Consider the following 18,242-nt stretch of genomic DNA (forward strand, 5'->3'; position numbering starts at 1 on the left):
GGAGGCCGCGCATGAGCGTGTCCGATTCGCGCGGATCCGGCCGTTCCGGCCCCGTCGCCGGCCCCGGCGTGGGCCGTCACCTACTGGTCGTGGACGACGATGACCGCATCCGCGAACTGCTCAAGGAGTTCCTGGCGCGCGAGGGTTACCGCGTCACCGGGGCCGCCCACGCAGCGGCGGCCAAGCGGCTGGTCGAGCTGATCGAGTTCGACCTGATCGTGCTGGACGTCATGATGCCGGGCGAGACCGGCCTGGACCTGACCACCTGGGTCCGGGAGAAGGCGCTGGCCTCCAAGACCCCGATCCTGCTGCTGACCGCGCGCGGCGAGCCCGAGGACCGCATTGAGGGCCTGTCGCGCGGCGCCGACGACTATATGTCCAAGCCGTTCGATCCGCGCGAGCTGGCGCTGCGCATCGACGCCATCCTGCGCCGCACCGGAGGCAAGCCCCTGACGCCGCGCGAGATCAAGCTGGGCGAGGCGGTGTTCGACATGGAGCGGCTGGAGCTGTCGCGCGACGGCAAACCCCAGCGCCTGACCGAGGCCGAGGCGCAACTGCTGAAGACCCTGGCCATCCACGCCCACGCCCCGGTCGAGCGCATGACCCTGTCGCCCGACACCGCCGACATCACCGGCCGCGCCGTGGACGTTCAGGTGACGCGCCTCCGCCGCAAGCTGGAAAGCGACCCCAAGAACCCGCGCTATCTCCAGACCGTGCGCGGCGTCGGCTACATGCTGGCCCCGGACTGAGCCGGTGAGGCTGCTGCCGGCCTATCTGTGGCCGCGCTTTCTCAAGCGGCGGCTGCCGACCTCGCTGTGGGGCCGGTCGCTGCTCATCATCGTCCTGCCGGTCGCGGTTATGCAGGTGGCGGTGACTTGGGCCTTCTTCGACGCTCACTGGCAGACGGTGACGGCGCGGCTGTCCGACGGCCTGGCCGGCGACATCGCCTGGGCGGTCGAGACCTACGGCGACGCCCCGACGCCCGCGAACCTGGCCCGCATCGCCGACAGGGCCGAGCGCACCCTGTCGCTGTCCATCGCCCTGCAGCCCGACGCCGCCCTGCCCGACGAACAGCGGCGCGGCGCGCTGGGCGTCGTGGACCGAGCGGTCGAGCGCGCCCTGCTGTCGCGGCTGGACCAGCCGTTCTGGTTCGATACGACCCGCTATCCCGCCTACATCGACATCCGCGTCGAAGCGCCCGGCGGCGTGCTGCGCATCATCGCGCCGCGAGAGCGCGCGGTGGCGACCCAGGCGCACATCTTCGTGCTGTGGCTGCTGGTCGCGACCATTCTGCTGATGGGCATCGCGGTCCTGTTCATCCGCAACCAGGTCCGGGCGATCGAGCGGCTGGCCGACGCCGCCGAAGCGTTCGGCCGGGGTGAGACCCAGCCCCGGTTCAAGCCGCACGGGGCCCGAGAAGTCAGAGCCGCAGCCACCGCCTTCCTGGCCATGCGCGACCGCATCCAGCGTCACATCGATCAGCGCACGGCCCTGCTCGCCTCGGTCAGCCACGATCTGCGCACGCCCCTGACCCGGCTGCGGCTGGAACTGGCCCTGGCGCCCCCGTTCAAGCGTCAGGACGCCATGCGCGCCGACATGGACGAGATGGAGCACATGATCGACGAATACCTCGCCTTCGCGCGCGGCGAGGCCGGGGAGGCGGCTCGGGCGATCGATGTCGGCGCCCTGCTGGAAGCGGCGGCCGAGGATGCGCGCCGGGCTGGCGCGGAGGCCGAGGTGGTTGTGCCCGCCGCCGGCTTGACCGCGACCCTGCGCCCCCTGGCGGTCAAGCGTGCGGTGACCAATCTGGCGGGCAACGCCGCGGCCCACGGCGAGCAGGTGCGACTGTCGGCGCGCACCCTGGCCTCCGGCGGCGTCGAGATCGCCGTGGAGGACGACGGGCCGGGCATCCCCGAAGAGATGCACGAAGAGGCCTTCCGCCCCTTCTCCCGGCTGGACGCCTCGCGCAATCAGAACCGCAAGGGCGTCGGCCTGGGTCTGGCCATCGCCCGCGACGTGGCGCGCGGCCACGGCGGCGACATCAGCCTGGGGCGCAGCGACCTGGGCGGACTGAAGGCGGTGATGCGTCTGCCGGGCTGAGCCTTGCAGCTGGCGACTGGCGAAACGGCGCGATCGGAGCCATGTTGAAAGGCGACAGGGAACGCCTCGAGGACATCACGCCATGCGCAGTCTCGCCTTTCTCGCCCCATTCGCCGCCATGCTCGGCGCAGCCGCCCTCGCCCAAGCCCAGCCAGCCCAGATCAATGTCGCCCTCGGCGACAAGCTTCAGAAGGAAGCGCCCAAGCTGGGCGAACGCGATGTCAGCCAGCAGGCCGCGCGCCTGACTCAACTTGTCGAGCGCGCCCTGGCGCACGACACCGCCCTGGACGGCGCGCGCATCGACCTGGTGCTGACCGACCTGAAGCCGAACCGCCCCACCTTCCAGCAACTGTCGGACCAGCCGGGTCTGGACGCGATACGCAGCCGGTCTATCGGCGGCGCGACCATCGAAGGCCAGGCGACGCTGGCGGACGGCCGGGTCCAGCCCATTCGGTACGACTGGTACTCCACGACCTTGGCCGACGTGGTGGGCTACAGCACCTGGACCGACGCCGACCGCGCCTTCTCCCGTTTGGCGTCCAACCTGGCGGCCGGGCGTTACGTCACGCGCTAGACCGCGCGCGCCTTGTCGACGGCGGCCTGGGTCGTTCGCGCGGCCAGGTCGTCGAGCGCGCCATCCGCGGCCAGCACCCTCAGTCCGGCTTCTGTGACGCCCCCGGGCGAGGCGATGCGGCCGATCATCTCGTCCAGCGACCCCTCGCCGTCCAGCACGGCGGCGGCCGAGCGCAGGGCGCCGCGGGCCAGGCGGTCGGCGTCCTCAGCCGTCAGGCCCTGCGCTTCTCCCGCCCGCGCCATTGATTGCGCTAGCGCCAGCACATAGGCCGGGCCGCACCCGGCCACGGCGGTGGCGGCGTCCATCCGGTCCTCGCCCGACAGTTCGACCAGATCGGCGATCGGTCGGAACAGGGCGCGCGCCGCAGCCCAGCCGCGCTCGTCCTCGGCCCAGGCCGAGGCGATCCCTCGACCCTGCGCCACGCCGGTCGTCGGCATGACCCGCACCACGGGCGCTTCGAACGGCTCGGCGGTCTGGCTCAGGGACACGCCGGCCATGACCGACAGCACCACGGCTTGCGGTCCGACATGGGCGCGCCAGGGCTCGACGGCTTCGCGCCACACCTTCGGCTTGACGGCCAGAACCCAGACGGCGTCGGCCGGCAGGTCGGCGGGGTCAGGGTTCACGCGCACGCCGCGCGCCGCCAGGGCTCTCAAGGCGGGGCTGTCGCTGCGCGCCAGAATGATCAGATCGGCGGGGCGAAGGGTGTGGGTCGACAGCCAGCCCTCGACGATGGCCGAGCCCAGCCGGCCGTGGCCCAGCAGAATGACGGGTCGGCCCACGCTCACGCCGTGCCGACGGTCTCGAACAGGCAGGCGGCGATCGCGTCCTGGGGCTTCTTGGAGCCGCGGATCATGAAGTCGAAGGCCGGATAGTAGCGGTCCGCCGCCTCGATGGCCGCGTCGATCATGGACGCGGCCTGGGCCAGCGTCGGCCGCTCGCCGTGCGGCAGGGCCAGGGCGTGGCGAAAGACGATCTCGCCGTCCTCGGCCCAGACCTCGAAATGGCCCATCCAGGCCTTTTGATTGATCAGGCCGACCAGTTCATAGGCCGCGCCGCGCCGGCTCTTGGGTGCGCGCAGGTCCAGGGCGCAGCACAGCTGGAGGCAGTCGCCTTCGGGTCGCCAGGCGAACCACAGCTCGTAGTCCTTCCAGTCGCCGGCCAGGGCGAAGGCCAGGTCGCCGTCGTCGGTGCGGTCGAAGGGCAGGTTCTCGGCCGTCAGGACGTGCTCGACGACATCGAGCGGGTCCATCGGCGCCTCGAGCTCTTCAGGCCTGGCGGCGTCCATGCATTAAAATCCTGACTAAAGGACCGCCCGACTCACGAACGGTTAAGCAGACGGTAAGGGTGTTCGGGTCTCGGGCTCAACCGGCTGCGTCCGCAGGGGGAACCGCGCCTGTGGACGTTCCCGTCTCAGGCTTTTTCTTGGGCTTTTCGGCCGCCTTCAGCGTGGCGACTTCGGCCCGCAGCGCGGCGATCTCGGCCTTCAGGACATCGAATTCGTCGCGCCGGACCAGATCCATCTCGGCCACGAACCGGTCGCTCTGCGCGCGAAAGGCGGCCTTGGCCTCGTCGCCCGCGGCCTGAGCCAGGCCCATGGCGCCGGTGGTCAGCTTGGCGAACTCGTCGAGGATGGGGTTGCGGGTCTGCATGGGAGGGCTCCGATTCGGCGACGCCGATTCCGTTAACAAGGGTCTGACGGATATGGTGAACGAAACCTTACCGTCCATGCCGCGGATGTGTCGCGACCGTGCAAAACCCCCGCGACGAGGCCGGCGACGCTTGCTAAAGGTTCCGCTCAGCGATCACCGCCAGCGGAGCGCCCGTGCCCTTTCCCGAATTCGACCCGGTCCTGATCTCGATCGGTCCCTTGCCGATCCGCTGGTATGCTCTGGCCTATGTCGGCGGCATCGTCCTGGGCTGGTGGTACGCCGCCCGCCTGGTCAAGACCGAGCGCCTGTGGCTTCCGGGCCGCCCGCCGATGACGCCGGTGCAGCTGGACGATCTGGCGCTGTGGATCGCGATCGGCATCATCCTGGGCGGCCGCCTGGGTTACGCCCTGTTCTATCAGCCCCAGATGTTCGCCCAGCTATTCACCGGCGAGACCTTGGGGCAGCGGTTCGAGCTTCTGCAGCTTTGGACCGGCGGCATGAGCTTCCACGGCGGCTTCCTGGGCGTGGTCGCAGCCATCGTCATCTTCGCGCGAAAGAACGGCCTGCCGATGCTCAAGGTCGGCGACCTGATCGCGCCGGTGGTGCCGATCGGCCTGCTGTTCGGCCGAATCGCCAACTTCATCAACGGCGAACTGTGGGGCCGTGAGACGACGGTTCCGTGGGCCATTCGCTTCTGCAACGACCGCATCCGCGAGATGTACGGCTTCTGCCCCGCCGGCGACGTGCCGCGTCACCCCAGCCAGTTGTATGAGGCCGGGCTGGAGGGCCTGCTGCTGCTGGCGGTGCTGTCGTTCATGATCTGGAAGGGCAAGGCCTTGGCCCGTCCGGGCCTGATCACCGGCGTCTTCCTGGTCGGCTACGGCCTGTCGCGCGCGCTGCTGGAGACGGTGCGTCAGCCCGACGCCGGCCTGGACAACCTGCCGCTGGGCCTGACCATGGGCATGATGCTGTCGATCCCGATGATCCTGGTCGGCGCCTGGCTGATCTGGCGGGCGCGCAGCCGGCCTTTGGCCGCCGACTGATCCGATGGGTCTGAAGGCGCGGCTGGCGCGCGAGATCGCGCTGACGGGGCCGATGACGGTGGCCGACTACGTCACGCGCTGCCTGCACGATCCCCGAGACGGCTATTACGCCACGCGGCCCGCGCTGGGGCCGGGCGGCGACTTCATCACCGCACCCCTGATCAGCCAGATGTTCGGCGAGTTGATCGGCCTGTGGGCTGTCGAGGTGTGGCTGCGTCTGGGCGCGCCCGAGCGGTTCCGCCTGGTCGAGGTCGGGCCCGGCGACGGCACGCTGATGGACGACGCCCTGCGCGCGGCCGCCGGGGCCGCCGGGGTCGCGCCGGGCTTTCTGGAAGCCTGCGACCTGGTGCTGATCGAACCGTCGCCGCCACTGCGCGAGGCCCAGGCCCGGCGACTGGCCGATGCCGACGTCGCGCCGCGCTGGGCCAGGTCGCTGGCTCAGGTCGAGACCGACGCGCCGGTCATCCTGATCGCCAACGAGGTGCTGGACTGCCTGCCGGCGCGCCAGTTCGTGCGCACCGACGGAGGTTGGGCCGAACGGCGCGTAGGGGTGTCCGACGACGGCGAGCTTGTGTTTGGCCTGACGGCGGTGACGGGCGGCTTCGCCCCGCCCCCGTTCGAGGTCGAGCCGGGCCAGTTGGTCGAGCTGTCCGAGCAGCAGGCGCTGTTCGGCCGCGACCTGGGGGCCCTGGTGCGGGCGGCCTCCGGCGCGGCCCTGCTGATCGACTACGGCCGTGCGCGGCCCGAAGCGGGCGACACCCTCCAGGCGCTTAAACGCCACGCCAAGGTCGACCCCCTGGCCGAGCCGGGCCAGGCTGACCTGACCCAGTGGGCGGATTTCCCGCTGGTGCTCGAGGCCGCCGTGCGCGCCGGCGCCGACGTCACTGGATGTCGCGGCCAAGGCGATTTTCTGCGCGCGCTCGGCGTCGAGGCGCGGGCCCAGGCCCTGTCGGCCGCGCGGCCCGAGGCGGCGCCCGTTCTGGCTCGCCAGGTCGAGCGCCTGACCGCGCCGGACCAGATGGGCGACCTGTTCAAGGCCGCCGCCGTCTTTCACCCCAGCCGCCTGGCCCTGCCTGGTTTCGACTGAACGCCCCACAGCCGCCTTTATCCGTGTATAAGGCCCGCGTCCTTCGCCCGGCCCGAGGTCTGTCCTCGGCCGGGCGCGGTCGTTTCGGCCGCCTTCGTTCGTCCTGTCAGGTTCTGCATGCCCTTCCCCGCCGTCCACCCCGCGCTCGACCGCGCGCTTTCCGCCAAGGGCTACGCCGAGCCGACGCCGGTCCAGGCCGCCGTTCTCCAGGTCGAGCACGGCGAAGCCGACATGCTGGTCTCGGCCCAGACCGGTTCGGGCAAGACGGTGGCCTTCGGCCTGGCCGCCGCTTCGACCTTGCTGGTCGAGGCCGAGAAATTCCCCGCGGCCGACGCGCCGCTGATGCTGGCCATCGCCCCCACGCGCGAATTGGCGCTGCAGGTCTCGGCCGAGCTGGAATGGCTGTACGGCCAGTCTGGCGCCAAGATCACCACCTGCGTCGGCGGTATGGACGCCCGCAAGGAAGCGCGCGCCCTGAACTTCGGCATCCACATCGTCGTCGGCACGCCCGGCCGCCTGAAGGACCACATCGACCGCGGCAACCTCGACCTGTCGGCGCTCAAGGTGCTGGTGCTCGACGAGGCCGACGAGATGCTCGACATGGGCTTCCGCGAGGACTTGGAATACATCCTCGAACAGTCGCCGCCCGAGCGCCGCACCCTGCTGTTCTCGGCCACCTTGGCGCGCGACATCGTCACCCTGGCCAAGCGCTATCAACGCGACGCCGTGCGCATCGACACCACCGACAAGAGCCAGCCGCACGGCGACATCGAATATCGCGCCATGCGCATCGCGCCGAACGAGATCGAGCACGCGGTGGTCAACGTCCTGCGCTTCTTCGAGGCGCCTGGCGCCCTGGTGTTCTGCTCGACGCGGGACTCGGTGCGTCACCTGCAGTCGTCCCTGCTTGAGCGCGGCTTCTCGTCGGTGGCCCTGTCCGGCGAGATGGGCCAGCGCGAGCGGACTGACGCGCTTCAGGCGCTGCGCGACGGGCGCGCCCGCGTCTGCGTCGCCACCGACGTGGCCGCGCGCGGTCTGGACCTGCCCGACCTGGGCCTGGTGATCCACGCCGAGCTGCCGGTGAACCGCGCCGGCCTGCTGCACCGTTCGGGCCGCACCGGCCGGGCGGGCAAGAAGGGCATCTCCGTGATGCTGGTGCCGCACACGCGCCGCCGCAAGGCCGAGATGCTGCTGAACTCCGCCGGGGTCGACGCGACCTGGGCCGGTGCCCCGACCGCCGACGAAATCCGCGCCAAGGACGAACAGCGCCTCATGTCGGGCTCCGTGTTCGACCTGCCCGTGTCCGAAGAGGACATGGTCATGGCGCGCCGCCTCATCGCCGAGCGCACGCCCGACGAGATCGCCGCCGCTCTGATCCAACTGATGAAGAAGGACCTGCCGGCGCCCGAGGAGCTGCTGGACCCCGGGCAGATCCACGCCCCGCGTCGCGAGCGTCGTCCCGAGGGGGGCGAAGACTTCGCCGCGACGCCCTGGCCCGGCGAGCGTCTGCAGCCCGACCAGGTCGTCTGGTTCCGCATGGACGTGGGCCGCAACAAGAACGCCGACCCCAAGTGGCTGATCCCGCTGATCTGCCGCGTCGGGCACATCACCAAGAAGGAGATCGGCGCGATCCGGACCTTCCCGGACGAGACGCGTTTCGAGATCGCCAAGACGCATGAAGGCCTATTCCGCGACGCCCTGAAGAACAGCCCGCGCGACGACGTGACCATCACCCCCTCTGAAGCTCCGACCCAGGGCGGCGGCTACAAGGGCGCAAAGAAGCCGTTCAAGCGCGATGACCGCGAAGGCGGTCACGACGGCCCCCGCGACGCCGCGCGGCCCTACGCCAAGAAGCCCTTCAACCGCGACGAACGCACCGGCGCCGGCGACAAGCCCGCCTTCGCCAAGAAGCCTTGGGCGCCCGACGCCGCGACGGGCGACGCTCGTCCGCCGTTCAAGAAGAAGCCCTATGCGGCGCGCGACGGTGAAGCGGCCCCGTCCGGAGGCAAGCCCTTCGCCAAGAAGCCGTTCAAGCCCAAGGCAGGCTTCAAGCCGGGCGGCAAGCCGGGGTTCAAGAAGACCGCGAAACCCGGCTGAGGTTCGATCGGCCGATCCCGGTTCGGTGACTTGCCCGCAGCGCGTTCCGCGTGCAGTTTGCAACCATGACGACGCACGATCCTGAAGGCCGCTACGCCTCGTTCGAGGCCTTCTACCCCTACTATATCCACGAGCACTCCAACCGGACGTGCCGCCGCATCCACGTGGTCGGGACCGGCCTGGTGATAATCGCCTTTCTGGCCTTCGTGGTGACGCTGAACCCGTGGTGGCTTCTGGCCATGCCAATCCTTGGCTACGGTTTCGCCTGGGTGGGACACTTCTTCTTCGAGAAGAACCGGCCGGCGACGTTCAAATATCCGCTGTGGTCGCTGAGGGGCGACTTCCGCCTATTCTTCGAGACCATCTGGGGCCGCCGAAAGTTCTGACTGTCCCGCATAACGCAGCAAAAAGGCGGCCGGATCGCTCCGGCCGCCTTTTTGTTGTCAACGAAGATCGCGGCTTCAATTTGAGGCCGTCTCCCACGCCGGGGGGCAGCCGTCGAAATCGCCGGCGTCATGGATAGTCAGAGTGCGCATGTTCAACCGCATCGCCGGCTGCATCGAGCCCCGGCCGTGGCCGGTGTACAGGTCGATCTTCTGGCCCTTGATCGCACCGCCGGTGTCCGAGGCGTACCAGTAGCCGTCGTGGATGCTGCCGTCGGCCATCCGCAGGCCGACCGTTTCACGAATGAAAAGACGGGTGCGGCGCGGGATGACCTTGGGATCGACCGCCACCGTGCGCATGGCGATGGGGCGGCAGCCCAGCGAGTCATTGCCCGTCGCTCCACCGCCGCCGGCGTGATAGAGCCGCGCCGAGGCGCGCCAGTCGGGCTCGCTCGACATCATCTCCATCTGGTCCGCGGACAGGTTCGCTTCGATGGAACCTCCGGCCGTCGCATTCGCCTCAATCGCAGCCGCCTCGGCCGCGACAACGGCCTCATAGCTGACGGGACCCGCCCCCTCGGCGCCACTGGCGCTCGGATCGGACAGGGCCATGGCGAAAGCCATGGCGAACGCGGCGACCGTGCCCAGCATAAAAACGACTCATGAAGACACCGGTCCCGACACGCTCCGGCGGCGGCTTTGTCGTTTCCGATTTAGGCGGAAAAGTGGCAAATGAGATGACCCTTTAATGGCTCGGTGAATCATCCACAGGGGCGCCCGACACGCACCAAGAGGCCGATATGTATAGGGCTATCGCGACATCAGTATTAACCGTCTATGCTCTATTTTAAGATCACTTATTTGTCGCTTCACTGTACGGTATTCGCAAGGTTTCGCAGAAACGCCAGCGGACCGCCCGCGACCTGCGCATCCGCATGCGGTCCACAGGGATGGAGGCTTCGCGTCCGATGGGTTAAGCGGTCCCTCGAACTCCGTCTGGGAACCCCGTCATGAAGCGTGTCCTGATCGCCGCCGCAGCCCTGATGCTGATTTCCGCCCCGGCGGTCGAGGTCGAGGCCTGGGGCAACACCGGCCACCGTCTGATCGGCGTGGCCGCCATGCGCGCCCTGCCGGACGATCTGCCTGCCTTTCTGAAGACCCCCGGCGCCATCGCCGATGTCGGCGAGCTGTCGCGCGAACCCGACCGCTGGAAGGGCGCCGGCCAACCGCACGACCGCGAACGCGACACCGCCCACTTCATCGACCTGACCGAGGACGGCCGCTCGATGACCGCCGCCGGCCCGTCGATCGACGAACTGCCCCGGCTCAAGTCCGAGTTCGACGCCGCCCTGATCGCGGCGGGCCTGGACGTGAACGACGTCGGCTACCTGCCCTATGCCATGATGGACGCCTGGCAGAACCTGGGGCGCGACTTCGCCTATTGGCGCGTGCTGAACGCCGCCGAGGCGCGCGAGACCGATCCCGGCAAGAAGGCCTGGTACCGCGCTGACCGCGAGCGCCGCGAGGCCCTGATCGTGCGCGATATCGGCGTGCTGTCGCACTACATCGGCGACGGCTCACAGCCGCACCACACGACCATCCACTACAACGGCTGGAGCCGCGACGTTCCCAACCCCGAAGGCTTCACTACTTCGCGCCAGACCCACGCCATGTTCGAAGGCGCCTATGTCTCGCGCATCGCCCGGCTGGACACGGTCGAGGCGGGCATGACGCCGGCGCGGCTGGACGGCTTCGACCTGCGCGGCCGGACCGCGGCCTATCTGAAGTCGACGCTCGCGACGGTCACGCCCTTCTATCGTCTGGAAAAGGCCGGCGGCTTCGCCGAAGCCGACCCGCGCGGCGCCGCCTTCGCCAACGAGCGGCTGGCGGCCGGCGCGTCGGAGCTGCGCGACTGGATCATCGCCAGCTGGCGCGAGAGCGCCACCGTCTCGATCGGCTGGCCCGCCATCAAGGTCAATGAGGTCGAGGCCGGCGCCGTCGATCCCTGGACCTCCATGATCGGCGAGGACTGAGCCCTCTTGGACGCGCCCCCACCCCCCGTCGTCATCCTCGACAAGCCGCAGCTGGCCGACAACATCGGCGCGGTCGCCCGCGTCATGGCCAACTTCGGGCTTGAGGAGCTGCGCCTGGTCGCGCCGCGCGATGGCTGGCCCCAGGATCGGGCCTGGGCCGCCGCCTCTGGCGCCGACTGGGTTTTGGAGGGCGTGCGCGTCTTCGATACGGTGGCCCAGGCCATCGCCGACCTGACCACCCTGCACGCCACCACGGCCCGCAACCGCGAGCTTCGCCTGCCCATCCGCACCCCGCGCGAGGCCGCCCGCGTCCTGTTCGACGACAGCGCCCAGGGTCTTAAGGTCGGCATCCTGTTCGGCGGCGAACGCGCGGGGCTTGAGACGGCGGACCTCGCCCTGGCTCAGGGAATCACCACCATCCCCATCGATCCGCGCCACCATTCGCTGAACCTGGCGCAGGCCGTGGCGATCAACGCCTATGAGTGGCGCACCCTGATTCTGGATGCCCCGCCGCCACGCTTCGGCGAGGCCGAACCGCCGGCGTCCAACGAACTGCTGCACGGCCTGTACGGCCATCTGGAAGACGAGCTCGAAGAGGGCGGCTTCTTCCATCCGCCCGAAAAGAAGCCGACGATGACGCGCAACCTGCGCGCCATGCTGGGCCGCGCCCGCTTGACCGAGCAGGAAGTCGCCACGCTGCGCGGCGCCGTCCACGCCCTCGCCAAGGGCCGCGGCCGACGCCTGGCGAAACTGGCCGAAAAGCGTGATTGAAGCGGTCGCAACCCGGCCCCTTGAGACCTAGGTTAGAGCCATGTCGAATCCCTCCGAACCTCGCACCGTCCGCGTCGCCATCATCGGCTCCGGCCCCGCCGGCTGGACCGCCGCCATCTACGCCGCCCGCGCCCTGCTGGAGCCGGTGGTCATCGCCGGCCTGCAACCCGGCGGGCAGCTGACCATCACCACCGACGTCGAGAACTATCCCGGCTTCGCCGACGTCATCCAGGGCCCTTGGCTGATGGAGCAGATGAAGGCCCAGGCCGCCCACGTCGGCACCGAGATCATAGAGGACATCGTGGTCAAGGCCGATCTGACCCAGCGGCCGTTCCGGCTGACGCTGGATTCCGGCGCCGAGATGCTGGCCGAGACGGTCATCATCTCGACCGGCGCCCAGGCCAAGTGGCTGGGGCTGGAGAGCGAGCAGAAATACAAGGGCTTCGGCGTCTCGGCCTGCGCCACCTGCGACGGCTTCTTCTATCGCGGCAAGGAAGTGATCGTGGTCGGCGGCGGCAACACCGCCGTGGAGGAGGCGCTGTTCCTGACCAACTTCGCCTCCAAGGTCACCGTCGTGCACCGCCGCGACGAGTTCCGCTCCGAAAAAATCCTGTCCGAGCGCCTGCTGGCCAATCCCAAGGTCGAGGTGGTGTGGGACCACGCCATCGACGAGGTGCTGGGCGAGACCAATGCGTTCGGCGGCGTCAACGTCACCGGCGCGCGCATCAAGAACGTCAAGACCGGCGAGACGCGCGAGATGTCCGCCGACGGCATCTTCATCGCCATCGGCCACGCCCCGTCGTCGGATCTGTTCGCCGGGCAGCTGGAGACGAAGGCGGGCGGCTATCTGGTGGTGAAGCCCGGCACGGCCGCCACCGCCATCGAGGGCGTCTGGGCCGCCGGCGATGTGACCGACGACGTCTATCGCCAAGCCGTCACCGCCGCCGGCATGGGCTGCATGGCCGCCCTGGAGGCCGTGCGCTTCCTGGCCGAGGAAGACCATGCGCGAGCTCACCATCCGATCCCGCACAAGGAGGCGGAAAAGATCGGGGCTTGGTGAGCCCAGCCTGAATCAGCCTGCCGAGGCTTCGGTCAGCTCGACCAGATCGTCGTCGGACAGCGTCAGTGACGCCGCCTTCAGCGTATCCGTCAGTTGCTCCACCGAGGTCGCGCTGACGATGGGCGCGGTGACGGCCGGGCGTGTCAGCAGCCAGGCCAGGGAGACTTGGGCCGGCGTGGCCTCGTTGCGGTCGGCCACGGCTTGGAGGGTGGCGAGGATGCGCACGCCGCGCTCGTCGAACTTGTCCTTCAGCATGCCTTCGCGCGCCGTGCCGGCGACCTGATCGGCGGTCTGATACTTGCCGGTCAGGAAGCCGGCCTCCAGGCTGAAGTAGCTGATCACGCCCAGACCTCGCTCGACGGCGAGGTCCTGAAGCGCGCCTTCGAAGGTCTTGCGGCTGTAGAGGTTGTAGTGGGGCTGAAGCGTCGCATAGGCGGCGAGCCCTTCTCGCTGCGAGATCGCCAAGGCTTCGGCGGTCTGGGCGGCGTCGTGGTTGGACACGCCGATGGTCCGCACCTTGCCCGCCTGCACCAGGCGGTCGAATGCGCGCAGGGTTTCTTCCTGCGGGGTTCGGGGGTCGGGCCAGTGCGCCTGATACAGGTCGATGACGTCGGTCTGCAGCCGCCGGAGACTGTCCTCGACGGCGCGCTCGACCCAGGCGGCTGGGAGGTCGTTGTGGCCTTGGCCCATGTCGGAGCCGACCTTGGTCAGGATCAGCAGGTCGTCGCGACGCCCGCGCGCCTTCAGCCATTCGCCGATGATCGTTTCGCTCTCGCCGCCATCGTGTCCCGGAACCCAGCGCGAATAGGAATCCGCTGTATCGATGGCGTTGAAACCGGCGTCGGTGAAGGCGTCCAGCAAGGCGAAGCTCGTGTCTCGATCCGCTGTCCAGCCGAACACATTGCCGCCGAAGATGAGAGGCGCCGTGGTGAGGCCGCTGGGCCCGAGGGGACGATGCTGCATGATGGGCTCCTGTCTCTGATCAGAGAGATGGGCCGCAAGCCGACTGCCGCAACCGGCGGCGCCTTGGCGATCAGCCGAAAAGCTGCAGCTCGGGCGGAGCGTATTCGACGGGCTCGCCCTTGCGGCGGCGAAGAGCGTAATCGACGGCCTTCTGAACCGCCCGCTCATCCGTGGGCTTTGACAAAACGCCGATGGTTCCGGCCACGCCGTTGCGGACCATCCCGGGGTTGGCGGTCATGTAAAGGACGGTGACGCCTTGGTCCTGTCCCAGCTCTCGGCCCAGCTCCACGCCGGTCGGGCCGTCGGACAGGTGGATGTCGACCAGCGCTAGATCGACCTCCGTTTCGCGCACGAGGTTGCGCGCCGTGTGCGCGTCAGCGGCCACGCCGGCGATGTCGTAGCCCAGATCTTCCAGGACGAAGCGCAGCTCCATGGCCACTAGAGCTTCGTCCTCGATGATCAGAATACGCGCAGTCATACCCGTGTCATTTCATTTCCATCGCGCGCAGAACGCGCCAGCAGTCTGCAGGTTTCAAGCCACGCCCGATTCAGCACGCCGGGCGGCGTGACGTCGGGACAGGGCGGTCGCCGGCAGGTCGGCTAAGACTCTCAAACCCGACTGTCGCCACTCTTGTTCCAGCCGGCCGCCCAACTGGCTTTCGACCGACAGCCGGGTCAGTGATGAGCCGAAGCCGGTACGCATCGGCGGTCCGGCCACGACGGGTCCGCCCGTTTCAGCCCATTCAAGAATGAATCGATCGCCCGCATCGCGCGTCGTCAGCTCGACCCGGCCTTCGCTGCGGCTGAGCGCGCCGTACTTGGCGGCGTTGGTCGCGAGTTCATGGAACAGCAAAGCGACCGACGTCGCTGCCTGATCATCGAAAACCGCATCATCGCCCGATATGATCACGCGGGCCTGACCTTCGCTTTCATAGGGCCGGAACAGATCCGCCAGGAAGGCGTGCAGCGTCATCGTGCCGACAGTCGGTCGGGACGTTTCGGTGTGAGGGCGAACGAACTCGTGGGCGCGGGCCAGGGCGTTGATGCGCGTGCGCAGCTCGGCCGAGAACGCCTTGGCTTCGGGGTGCTGGCGGGCCGACAGGGCGACCAGGGCCGAAACGACGGCGAAGATGTTCTTGATGCGGTGGCTGAGCTCCTGACTGAGCAGCTCCTTGCCCTGCTCCATCCGCTTCAGGTCATCGATGTCGGTGCATGTGCCGAACCACCGCGTGATCTCGCCCTCGGCGTTTCGGATGGGCATGGCTCGACCCAGGGTCCAGCGATAGACGCCAGAGTGATGTCGCAGTCTGTATTCGATGTCGTAGGGCTCGCCGGTTTCCAGCGACTGGCTCCACCGCGCCCACGCGCGGGGCTGATCTTCAGGGTGGAACATGTCGTTCCAGCCCTCGCCGTCCGTCGATCCCGCCGGCATGCCGGTGAACTCGTACCAGCGCGCATTGTAATAGTCGTGGAAACCGTCGGGGCGCGTCGACCACACCATCTGCGGCATGGAATCGGCGATGGCCCTGAACCGAGCCTCGCTCTCGCCTAGGGCCGAGGCGGTTTCGGCGAGTTCGTTCTCCACCGTCTTGCGGTCTGTGATGTCGATCGCGAGGCCGGGGAAGTAGACGGGCTCACCCTTGCCGTTGTGATAGACCTCGCCGCGCGCCATGACCCAGCGCACTTCACCCGGCGCGGGAATGACGCGGTATTCGCTGACGAATTCGCTTCCGCTCTCCACCGCGGCCTGAATTTCGGCCCCGACCCGATCTGCATCATCTGGGTGAAACGCCTTGGCGAACATTTCCAGAGGGGCGCCGGCGGCCGCCTGGGCCGGATCTAGACCATACAGACGGGCGAAGGCGGCGTCGGCGGTGATGCGGTTGGAGACGATGTCCCACTCCCACGCGCCGACCGACTGGACCGCCGCCATGGCGCGGCGGGCGGCGTCATCGCTCTGACGCTTCTGGGCCAGGGCGCGGCGCAGTTCCAGCTGGGTCATGACCTGACCCGCCAGCGTCTCGAGCGCCATCATCTGCAGCGGGGTCAGCCCCTGGGGCCGCGGCTCTCGATCCAGCACGCACAGGGTGCCAATCGGCAGGCCTTCGGCCGTGCGCAGGAGAACGCCAGCGTAGAAGCGCAAGTGGGTGTCGCCGGTCACCAGCGGATTGCATGTGAAGCGCTCGTCCTGGGTCGCGTCCGCCACGACCAGATTGTCGTTCTGAAGCAATGCCTTTGCGCAAAACGACACCTCCAGCGGCGTCTGGTTCACCCCCAGGCCCACTTCGGACTTGAACCACTGCCGGTGGGTTTCCAGGAAGCTGATGACGGCGATGGGCGCATCGCAGATCTGGGCGATCAAGCGCGTGATGTCGTCAAACGCGGCCTCGGCGTCCGTCTCGACGATGTCATAGGCCTTCAGAGCCGCGAGGCGCTGATCTTCGGTCCACTCGGGCGGGGTCGATGTCTCGTTCACGCGCGGTCTCGTGCCTCGGGATTGAGACCCGGCATCAATGCCTTGAAGGCCAAGGTCGTTGCAAGCGGGTCAGGCGGAAGGCCGCCCGACCTCCTCGACAGCCATCGGGACCGCACCCGGCGGAGGCGCGGCGGGCGGCGTCGCGGCGGGTGACGGCGGCGTCTCGAGAGACTTCAGCCGCTCATTGATGGCGGCCACTTCCTCGCGGCTGGGCAGTCGGCGACCGCCCAGGCTGGCCACCCCGACCACGCGAGTCTGGCCGTCGATCTCGACCTGGCGCAGGCCGGCCGTCTCCACGGCGCCGGCGTCGTCGGCAGGCGTGGTCGCGGCCTGGATAAGGCGCGGCCTCGAGAAGCGCGCCTCGTCGATCACCGGCTCACGGCCGGCGTAGGCCTGGCGGAAGGACGCGGTTTCGCCGGCCAGCCCCTTCCAGCGATAGAAGATATGCGCGCCGACCTGGGTGATCTTGGCCAACGTCGGCGACCACCAGGGATGCACATAGTCAGCGTGATAGTGGGTCGCGGTGCCCACATGAGCCGCCACGTGGCCGTTCAGGGCGCGCTCGGCGACGATCTGGGCCCGGTCCCAGGCCCATTTCACCGGCGCCTGCGACAACGACCCGTCGCAGGTGAAGCTGAACTGACAGCCGGTCGTGCGTTCCGCACCCTCGAACACGACCCCGCAGACCGAATTGGCGTAGTTCGGGTCGCGCACGCGATTCAGCACCACCTGGGCCACGGCGTCCTGGCCCAGGCCGGGCTCCAGCGCCGCCTCGTAATAGACCGCCTGCGTCAGGCAGCGCAGCGCGCGGCGGCGGTCATCGGCCGAAGCCTTGAGCACGAAAGGCCGCGCAGGCCGCAGCGCGCCGCTGGCGTTCGGCATGGCCGCGTTCATCCGCTGTGCGTCCAGGCCGCTGGCGCCGGGGTCCAGCGAAGGCTTGCCGGCCAGGCCCAGGCTTTCCCAGCCCGGTGTCAGACCATAGAGGGCAGGCGTTCTCAGCGTCGGATCATGGCGTATGGCCAGCGCCAGCTGCGCCGTATCCAGCCGCGCCGTCAGGGCGTCGAAGCCCCGGTCCGTCAGGTCACCGCGGGTGATCCGGGCCGCCGCCTCGGCGGTCTTGTCGATCTCCGGGCGCGGCGTGGACGAGGCGGCCATGGCCACGCCCAAGGCGGCCACGAGCGCGGGCGCGGCCGCACCAAGGCGCCGCGCGTGTCGCTTCATCTCCAGCCTGGCCCGTCCGACCATCAGAACCCCGTTCAGGACGCCCGAACGACGCCGGGCGAAGGCCTAGGCCTCCAATCCGGCGCTTTTCAGGCCACCTATTACCGGTATTTCACCGGCCGTCCATCAACGCCCGCCAAGCGTCGAACGCAGCATCCAGGCGAACTTCTCGTGCGCGGCCAGGCGCTGGGTCATCAGATCGACCGAAGCCTCGTCGCCCGCTTCGTCGGCGATCTTGATGCCGTCACGCGCCGTGGCGATGACCGTTTCGTGGTCCTTCATCAGTTCGCGCAGCATGTCCTCGGCCTCCTTTTCGGGATCGCCGTCCTTGATCGAAGTCAGATTGGCGAAGGCCGAGCCCGACTGTGGGGCCAGAACCCCTAGGGCGCGGATCCGTTCGGCGATGTCGTCCAGGGCGGCCCAGATGTCGCGATACTGCTGCTCCAGCAGATTATGGACGCTGAAGAAGGACGGACCCCGCACGTTCCAGTGATAGCCGTGGGTCTTCTGATAGACCGCTTGGCTGTCAGCCAGCACCTTGGTCAGGGCTTCGGCGACATCGCCGCGCTCGGTCTTGTCCAGGCCGGTGTCGATCTTGGCGTTCATGGCTCTCTCCATTGCATCTGTGCGAACTTGGCAGGTAGGCGCCCGGCCTCGTCTCGCCAAGGCTGTCCTCGCCAAGTTCGCGGGGTCGTTGTATGCCCGTCCGAGGGCGGGAACGGCGCGGGAACGCGTCAGCCGAGCCGGCGTTGCCCTTGGCGGCGACTAGTCAGGGGGTCGAC

At 68.7% G+C, this 18,242-nt stretch carries 19 protein-coding genes; 10 read left to right on the forward strand and 9 right to left on the reverse strand.

Annotation, left to right across the window (positions count from 1 at the left end; all coding sequences use genetic code 11):
* Positions 1-11: 11 nt before the first annotated feature.
* The 3 genes from ACK4I0_RS10035 (at position 12) to ACK4I0_RS10045 (ending at position 2,674) form a co-directional block, all read left to right on the forward strand.
* Positions 12-749 (forward strand): response regulator, encoded by a 738-nt coding sequence (locus ACK4I0_RS10035; protein ID WP_409610515.1) that lies wholly within the window; start codon positions 12-14, stop codon positions 747-749.
* A 4-nt stretch (positions 750-753) separates the two neighbouring features.
* On the forward strand, positions 754-2,100 hold the full coding sequence (locus ACK4I0_RS10040; RefSeq protein ID WP_409610517.1) for an ATP-binding protein: 1,347 nt from the start codon (positions 754-756) through the stop codon (positions 2,098-2,100).
* 82 nt (positions 2,101-2,182) lie between these two features.
* Positions 2,183-2,674 (forward strand): hypothetical protein, encoded by a 492-nt coding sequence (locus ACK4I0_RS10045; RefSeq protein WP_409610519.1) that lies wholly within the window; start codon positions 2,183-2,185, stop codon positions 2,672-2,674.
* Here the strand turns inward: ACK4I0_RS10045 and ACK4I0_RS10050 are convergent.
* The 3 genes from ACK4I0_RS10050 to ACK4I0_RS10060 form a co-directional block, all read right to left on the reverse strand.
* Positions 2,671-3,456, reverse strand: coding sequence for a pyrroline-5-carboxylate reductase family protein (locus tag ACK4I0_RS10050; RefSeq protein ID WP_409610521.1), 786 nt, complete (start codon positions 3,454-3,456; stop codon positions 2,671-2,673). The genes ACK4I0_RS10045 and ACK4I0_RS10050 overlap by 4 nt on opposite strands.
* A 2-nt stretch (positions 3,457-3,458) precedes the next feature.
* Entirely contained in the window at positions 3,459-3,962 is a 504-nt protein-coding gene (locus tag ACK4I0_RS10055) for a YbjN domain-containing protein (protein WP_135062136.1), read from the reverse strand.
* A 76-nt stretch (positions 3,963-4,038) separates the two neighbouring features.
* On the reverse strand, positions 4,039-4,326 hold the full coding sequence (locus tag ACK4I0_RS10060; RefSeq protein WP_409610524.1) for an accessory factor UbiK family protein: 288 nt from the start codon (positions 4,324-4,326) through the stop codon (positions 4,039-4,041).
* 173 nt (positions 4,327-4,499) lie between these two features.
* Between ACK4I0_RS10060 and lgt the strand changes: the two genes are divergently transcribed.
* The 4 genes from lgt to ACK4I0_RS10080 all read left to right on the forward strand — a co-directional run bounded on the left by lgt (position 4,500) and on the right by ACK4I0_RS10080 (position 8,939).
* Positions 4,500-5,369, forward strand: a complete 870-nt coding sequence (lgt, locus tag ACK4I0_RS10065; RefSeq protein ID WP_409610526.1) for a prolipoprotein diacylglyceryl transferase — start codon at positions 4,500-4,502, stop codon at positions 5,367-5,369.
* A 4-nt stretch (positions 5,370-5,373) separates the two neighbouring features.
* The gene (locus ACK4I0_RS10070) at positions 5,374-6,456 is read left to right on the forward strand and encodes a class I SAM-dependent methyltransferase (protein ID WP_409610528.1); all 1,083 of its coding nucleotides are present in this window, start codon (positions 5,374-5,376) and stop codon (positions 6,454-6,456) included.
* 117 nt (positions 6,457-6,573) lie between these two features.
* Positions 6,574-8,553, forward strand: a complete 1,980-nt coding sequence (locus tag ACK4I0_RS10075; RefSeq protein WP_409610530.1) for a DEAD/DEAH box helicase — start codon at positions 6,574-6,576, stop codon at positions 8,551-8,553.
* Between the two features lie 65 nt (positions 8,554-8,618).
* Positions 8,619-8,939 carry an Mpo1-like protein gene (locus ACK4I0_RS10080; protein ID WP_409610532.1) on the forward strand — a complete coding sequence of 107 codons (321 nt, stop codon included), beginning with the start codon at positions 8,619-8,621 and terminating at the stop codon, positions 8,937-8,939.
* Positions 8,940-9,014: 75 nt separating this feature from the next.
* On the opposite strand, the gene ACK4I0_RS10085 is transcribed toward ACK4I0_RS10080, so the two are convergent.
* Positions 9,015-9,587 carry a 3D domain-containing protein gene (locus tag ACK4I0_RS10085; RefSeq protein WP_409610534.1) on the reverse strand — a complete coding sequence of 191 codons (573 nt, stop codon included), beginning with the start codon at positions 9,585-9,587 and terminating at the stop codon, positions 9,015-9,017.
* A gap of 359 nt (positions 9,588-9,946) precedes the next feature.
* Between ACK4I0_RS10085 and ACK4I0_RS10090 the strand changes: the two genes are divergently transcribed.
* From ACK4I0_RS10090 to trxB, 3 genes are read left to right on the forward strand one after another with little or no spacing between them, the layout of a single operon-like run.
* On the forward strand, positions 9,947-10,969 hold the full coding sequence (locus ACK4I0_RS10090) for a S1/P1 Nuclease (RefSeq protein ID WP_409610536.1): 1,023 nt from the start codon (positions 9,947-9,949) through the stop codon (positions 10,967-10,969).
* A gap of 6 nt (positions 10,970-10,975) precedes the next feature.
* Positions 10,976-11,740: an RNA methyltransferase gene (locus ACK4I0_RS10095; protein ID WP_409610538.1), complete on the forward strand. Its 765-nt coding sequence runs from the start codon at positions 10,976-10,978 to the stop codon at positions 11,738-11,740.
* A gap of 40 nt (positions 11,741-11,780) precedes the next feature.
* The gene (gene trxB, locus ACK4I0_RS10100) at positions 11,781-12,800 is read left to right on the forward strand and encodes a thioredoxin-disulfide reductase (RefSeq protein WP_409610540.1); all 1,020 of its coding nucleotides are present in this window, start codon (positions 11,781-11,783) and stop codon (positions 12,798-12,800) included.
* Between the two features lie 12 nt (positions 12,801-12,812).
* Here trxB and ACK4I0_RS10105 read toward each other — a convergent pair whose 3' ends face one another.
* From ACK4I0_RS10105 to ACK4I0_RS10125, 5 genes are all read right to left on the reverse strand, one after another.
* A complete protein-coding gene (locus ACK4I0_RS10105; protein WP_409610542.1) occupies positions 12,813-13,763 on the reverse strand; it encodes an aldo/keto reductase in 951 nt (316 codons plus the stop codon).
* A 70-nt stretch (positions 13,764-13,833) separates the two neighbouring features.
* A complete protein-coding gene (locus ACK4I0_RS10110) occupies positions 13,834-14,241 on the reverse strand; it encodes a response regulator (RefSeq protein WP_409610544.1) in 408 nt (135 codons plus the stop codon).
* Positions 14,242-14,295: 54 nt separating this feature from the next.
* Positions 14,296-16,239: a PAS domain-containing protein gene (locus ACK4I0_RS10115; RefSeq protein ID WP_409610546.1), complete on the reverse strand. Its 1,944-nt coding sequence runs from the start codon at positions 16,237-16,239 to the stop codon at positions 14,296-14,298.
* Between the two features lie 69 nt (positions 16,240-16,308).
* Positions 16,309-17,484: a cell wall hydrolase gene (locus ACK4I0_RS10120; protein WP_409610548.1), complete on the reverse strand. Its 1,176-nt coding sequence runs from the start codon at positions 17,482-17,484 to the stop codon at positions 16,309-16,311.
* Between the two features lie 102 nt (positions 17,485-17,586).
* Positions 17,587-18,066 carry a Dps family protein gene (locus tag ACK4I0_RS10125; protein ID WP_409610550.1) on the reverse strand — a complete coding sequence of 160 codons (480 nt, stop codon included), beginning with the start codon at positions 18,064-18,066 and terminating at the stop codon, positions 17,587-17,589.
* Positions 18,067-18,242: the final 176 nt, after the last annotated feature.

The organism is Brevundimonas sp., from assembly GCF_046295775.1.
In the GTDB taxonomy this organism is placed as follows: domain Bacteria; phylum Pseudomonadota; class Alphaproteobacteria; order Caulobacterales; family Caulobacteraceae; genus Brevundimonas.

What these genes read in the sequence shown, in the direction of transcription:
- ACK4I0_RS10035 (WP_409610515.1), top strand. Translation starts at nt 12, where the DNA reads ATGAGCGTGTCCGATTCGCGCGGATCCGGCCGTTCCGGCCCCGTCGCC.
- ACK4I0_RS10045 (WP_409610519.1), top strand. Translation starts at nt 2,183, where the DNA reads ATGCGCAGTCTCGCCTTTCTCGCCCCATTCGCCGCCATGCTCGGCGCA.
- ACK4I0_RS10055 (WP_135062136.1), bottom strand. Translation starts at nt 3,962, where the DNA reads ATGGACGCCGCCAGGCCTGAAGAGCTCGAGGCGCCGATGGACCCGCTC.
- ACK4I0_RS10060 (WP_409610524.1), bottom strand. Translation starts at nt 4,326, where the DNA reads ATGCAGACCCGCAACCCCATCCTCGACGAGTTCGCCAAGCTGACCACC.
- ACK4I0_RS10070 (WP_409610528.1), top strand. Translation starts at nt 5,374, where the DNA reads ATGGGTCTGAAGGCGCGGCTGGCGCGCGAGATCGCGCTGACGGGGCCG.
- ACK4I0_RS10075 (WP_409610530.1), top strand. Translation starts at nt 6,574, where the DNA reads ATGCCCTTCCCCGCCGTCCACCCCGCGCTCGACCGCGCGCTTTCCGCC.
- ACK4I0_RS10080 (WP_409610532.1), top strand. Translation starts at nt 8,619, where the DNA reads ATGACGACGCACGATCCTGAAGGCCGCTACGCCTCGTTCGAGGCCTTC.
- ACK4I0_RS10085 (WP_409610534.1), bottom strand. Translation starts at nt 9,587, where the DNA reads ATGCTGGGCACGGTCGCCGCGTTCGCCATGGCTTTCGCCATGGCCCTG.
- ACK4I0_RS10090 (WP_409610536.1), top strand. Translation starts at nt 9,947, where the DNA reads ATGAAGCGTGTCCTGATCGCCGCCGCAGCCCTGATGCTGATTTCCGCC.
- trxB (WP_409610540.1), top strand. Translation starts at nt 11,781, where the DNA reads ATGTCGAATCCCTCCGAACCTCGCACCGTCCGCGTCGCCATCATCGGC.
- ACK4I0_RS10105 (WP_409610542.1), bottom strand. Translation starts at nt 13,763, where the DNA reads ATGCAGCATCGTCCCCTCGGGCCCAGCGGCCTCACCACGGCGCCTCTC.
- ACK4I0_RS10110 (WP_409610544.1), bottom strand. Translation starts at nt 14,241, where the DNA reads ATGACTGCGCGTATTCTGATCATCGAGGACGAAGCTCTAGTGGCCATG.
- ACK4I0_RS10120 (WP_409610548.1), bottom strand. Translation starts at nt 17,484, where the DNA reads ATGGTCGGACGGGCCAGGCTGGAGATGAAGCGACACGCGCGGCGCCTT.
- ACK4I0_RS10125 (WP_409610550.1), bottom strand. Translation starts at nt 18,066, where the DNA reads ATGAACGCCAAGATCGACACCGGCCTGGACAAGACCGAGCGCGGCGAT.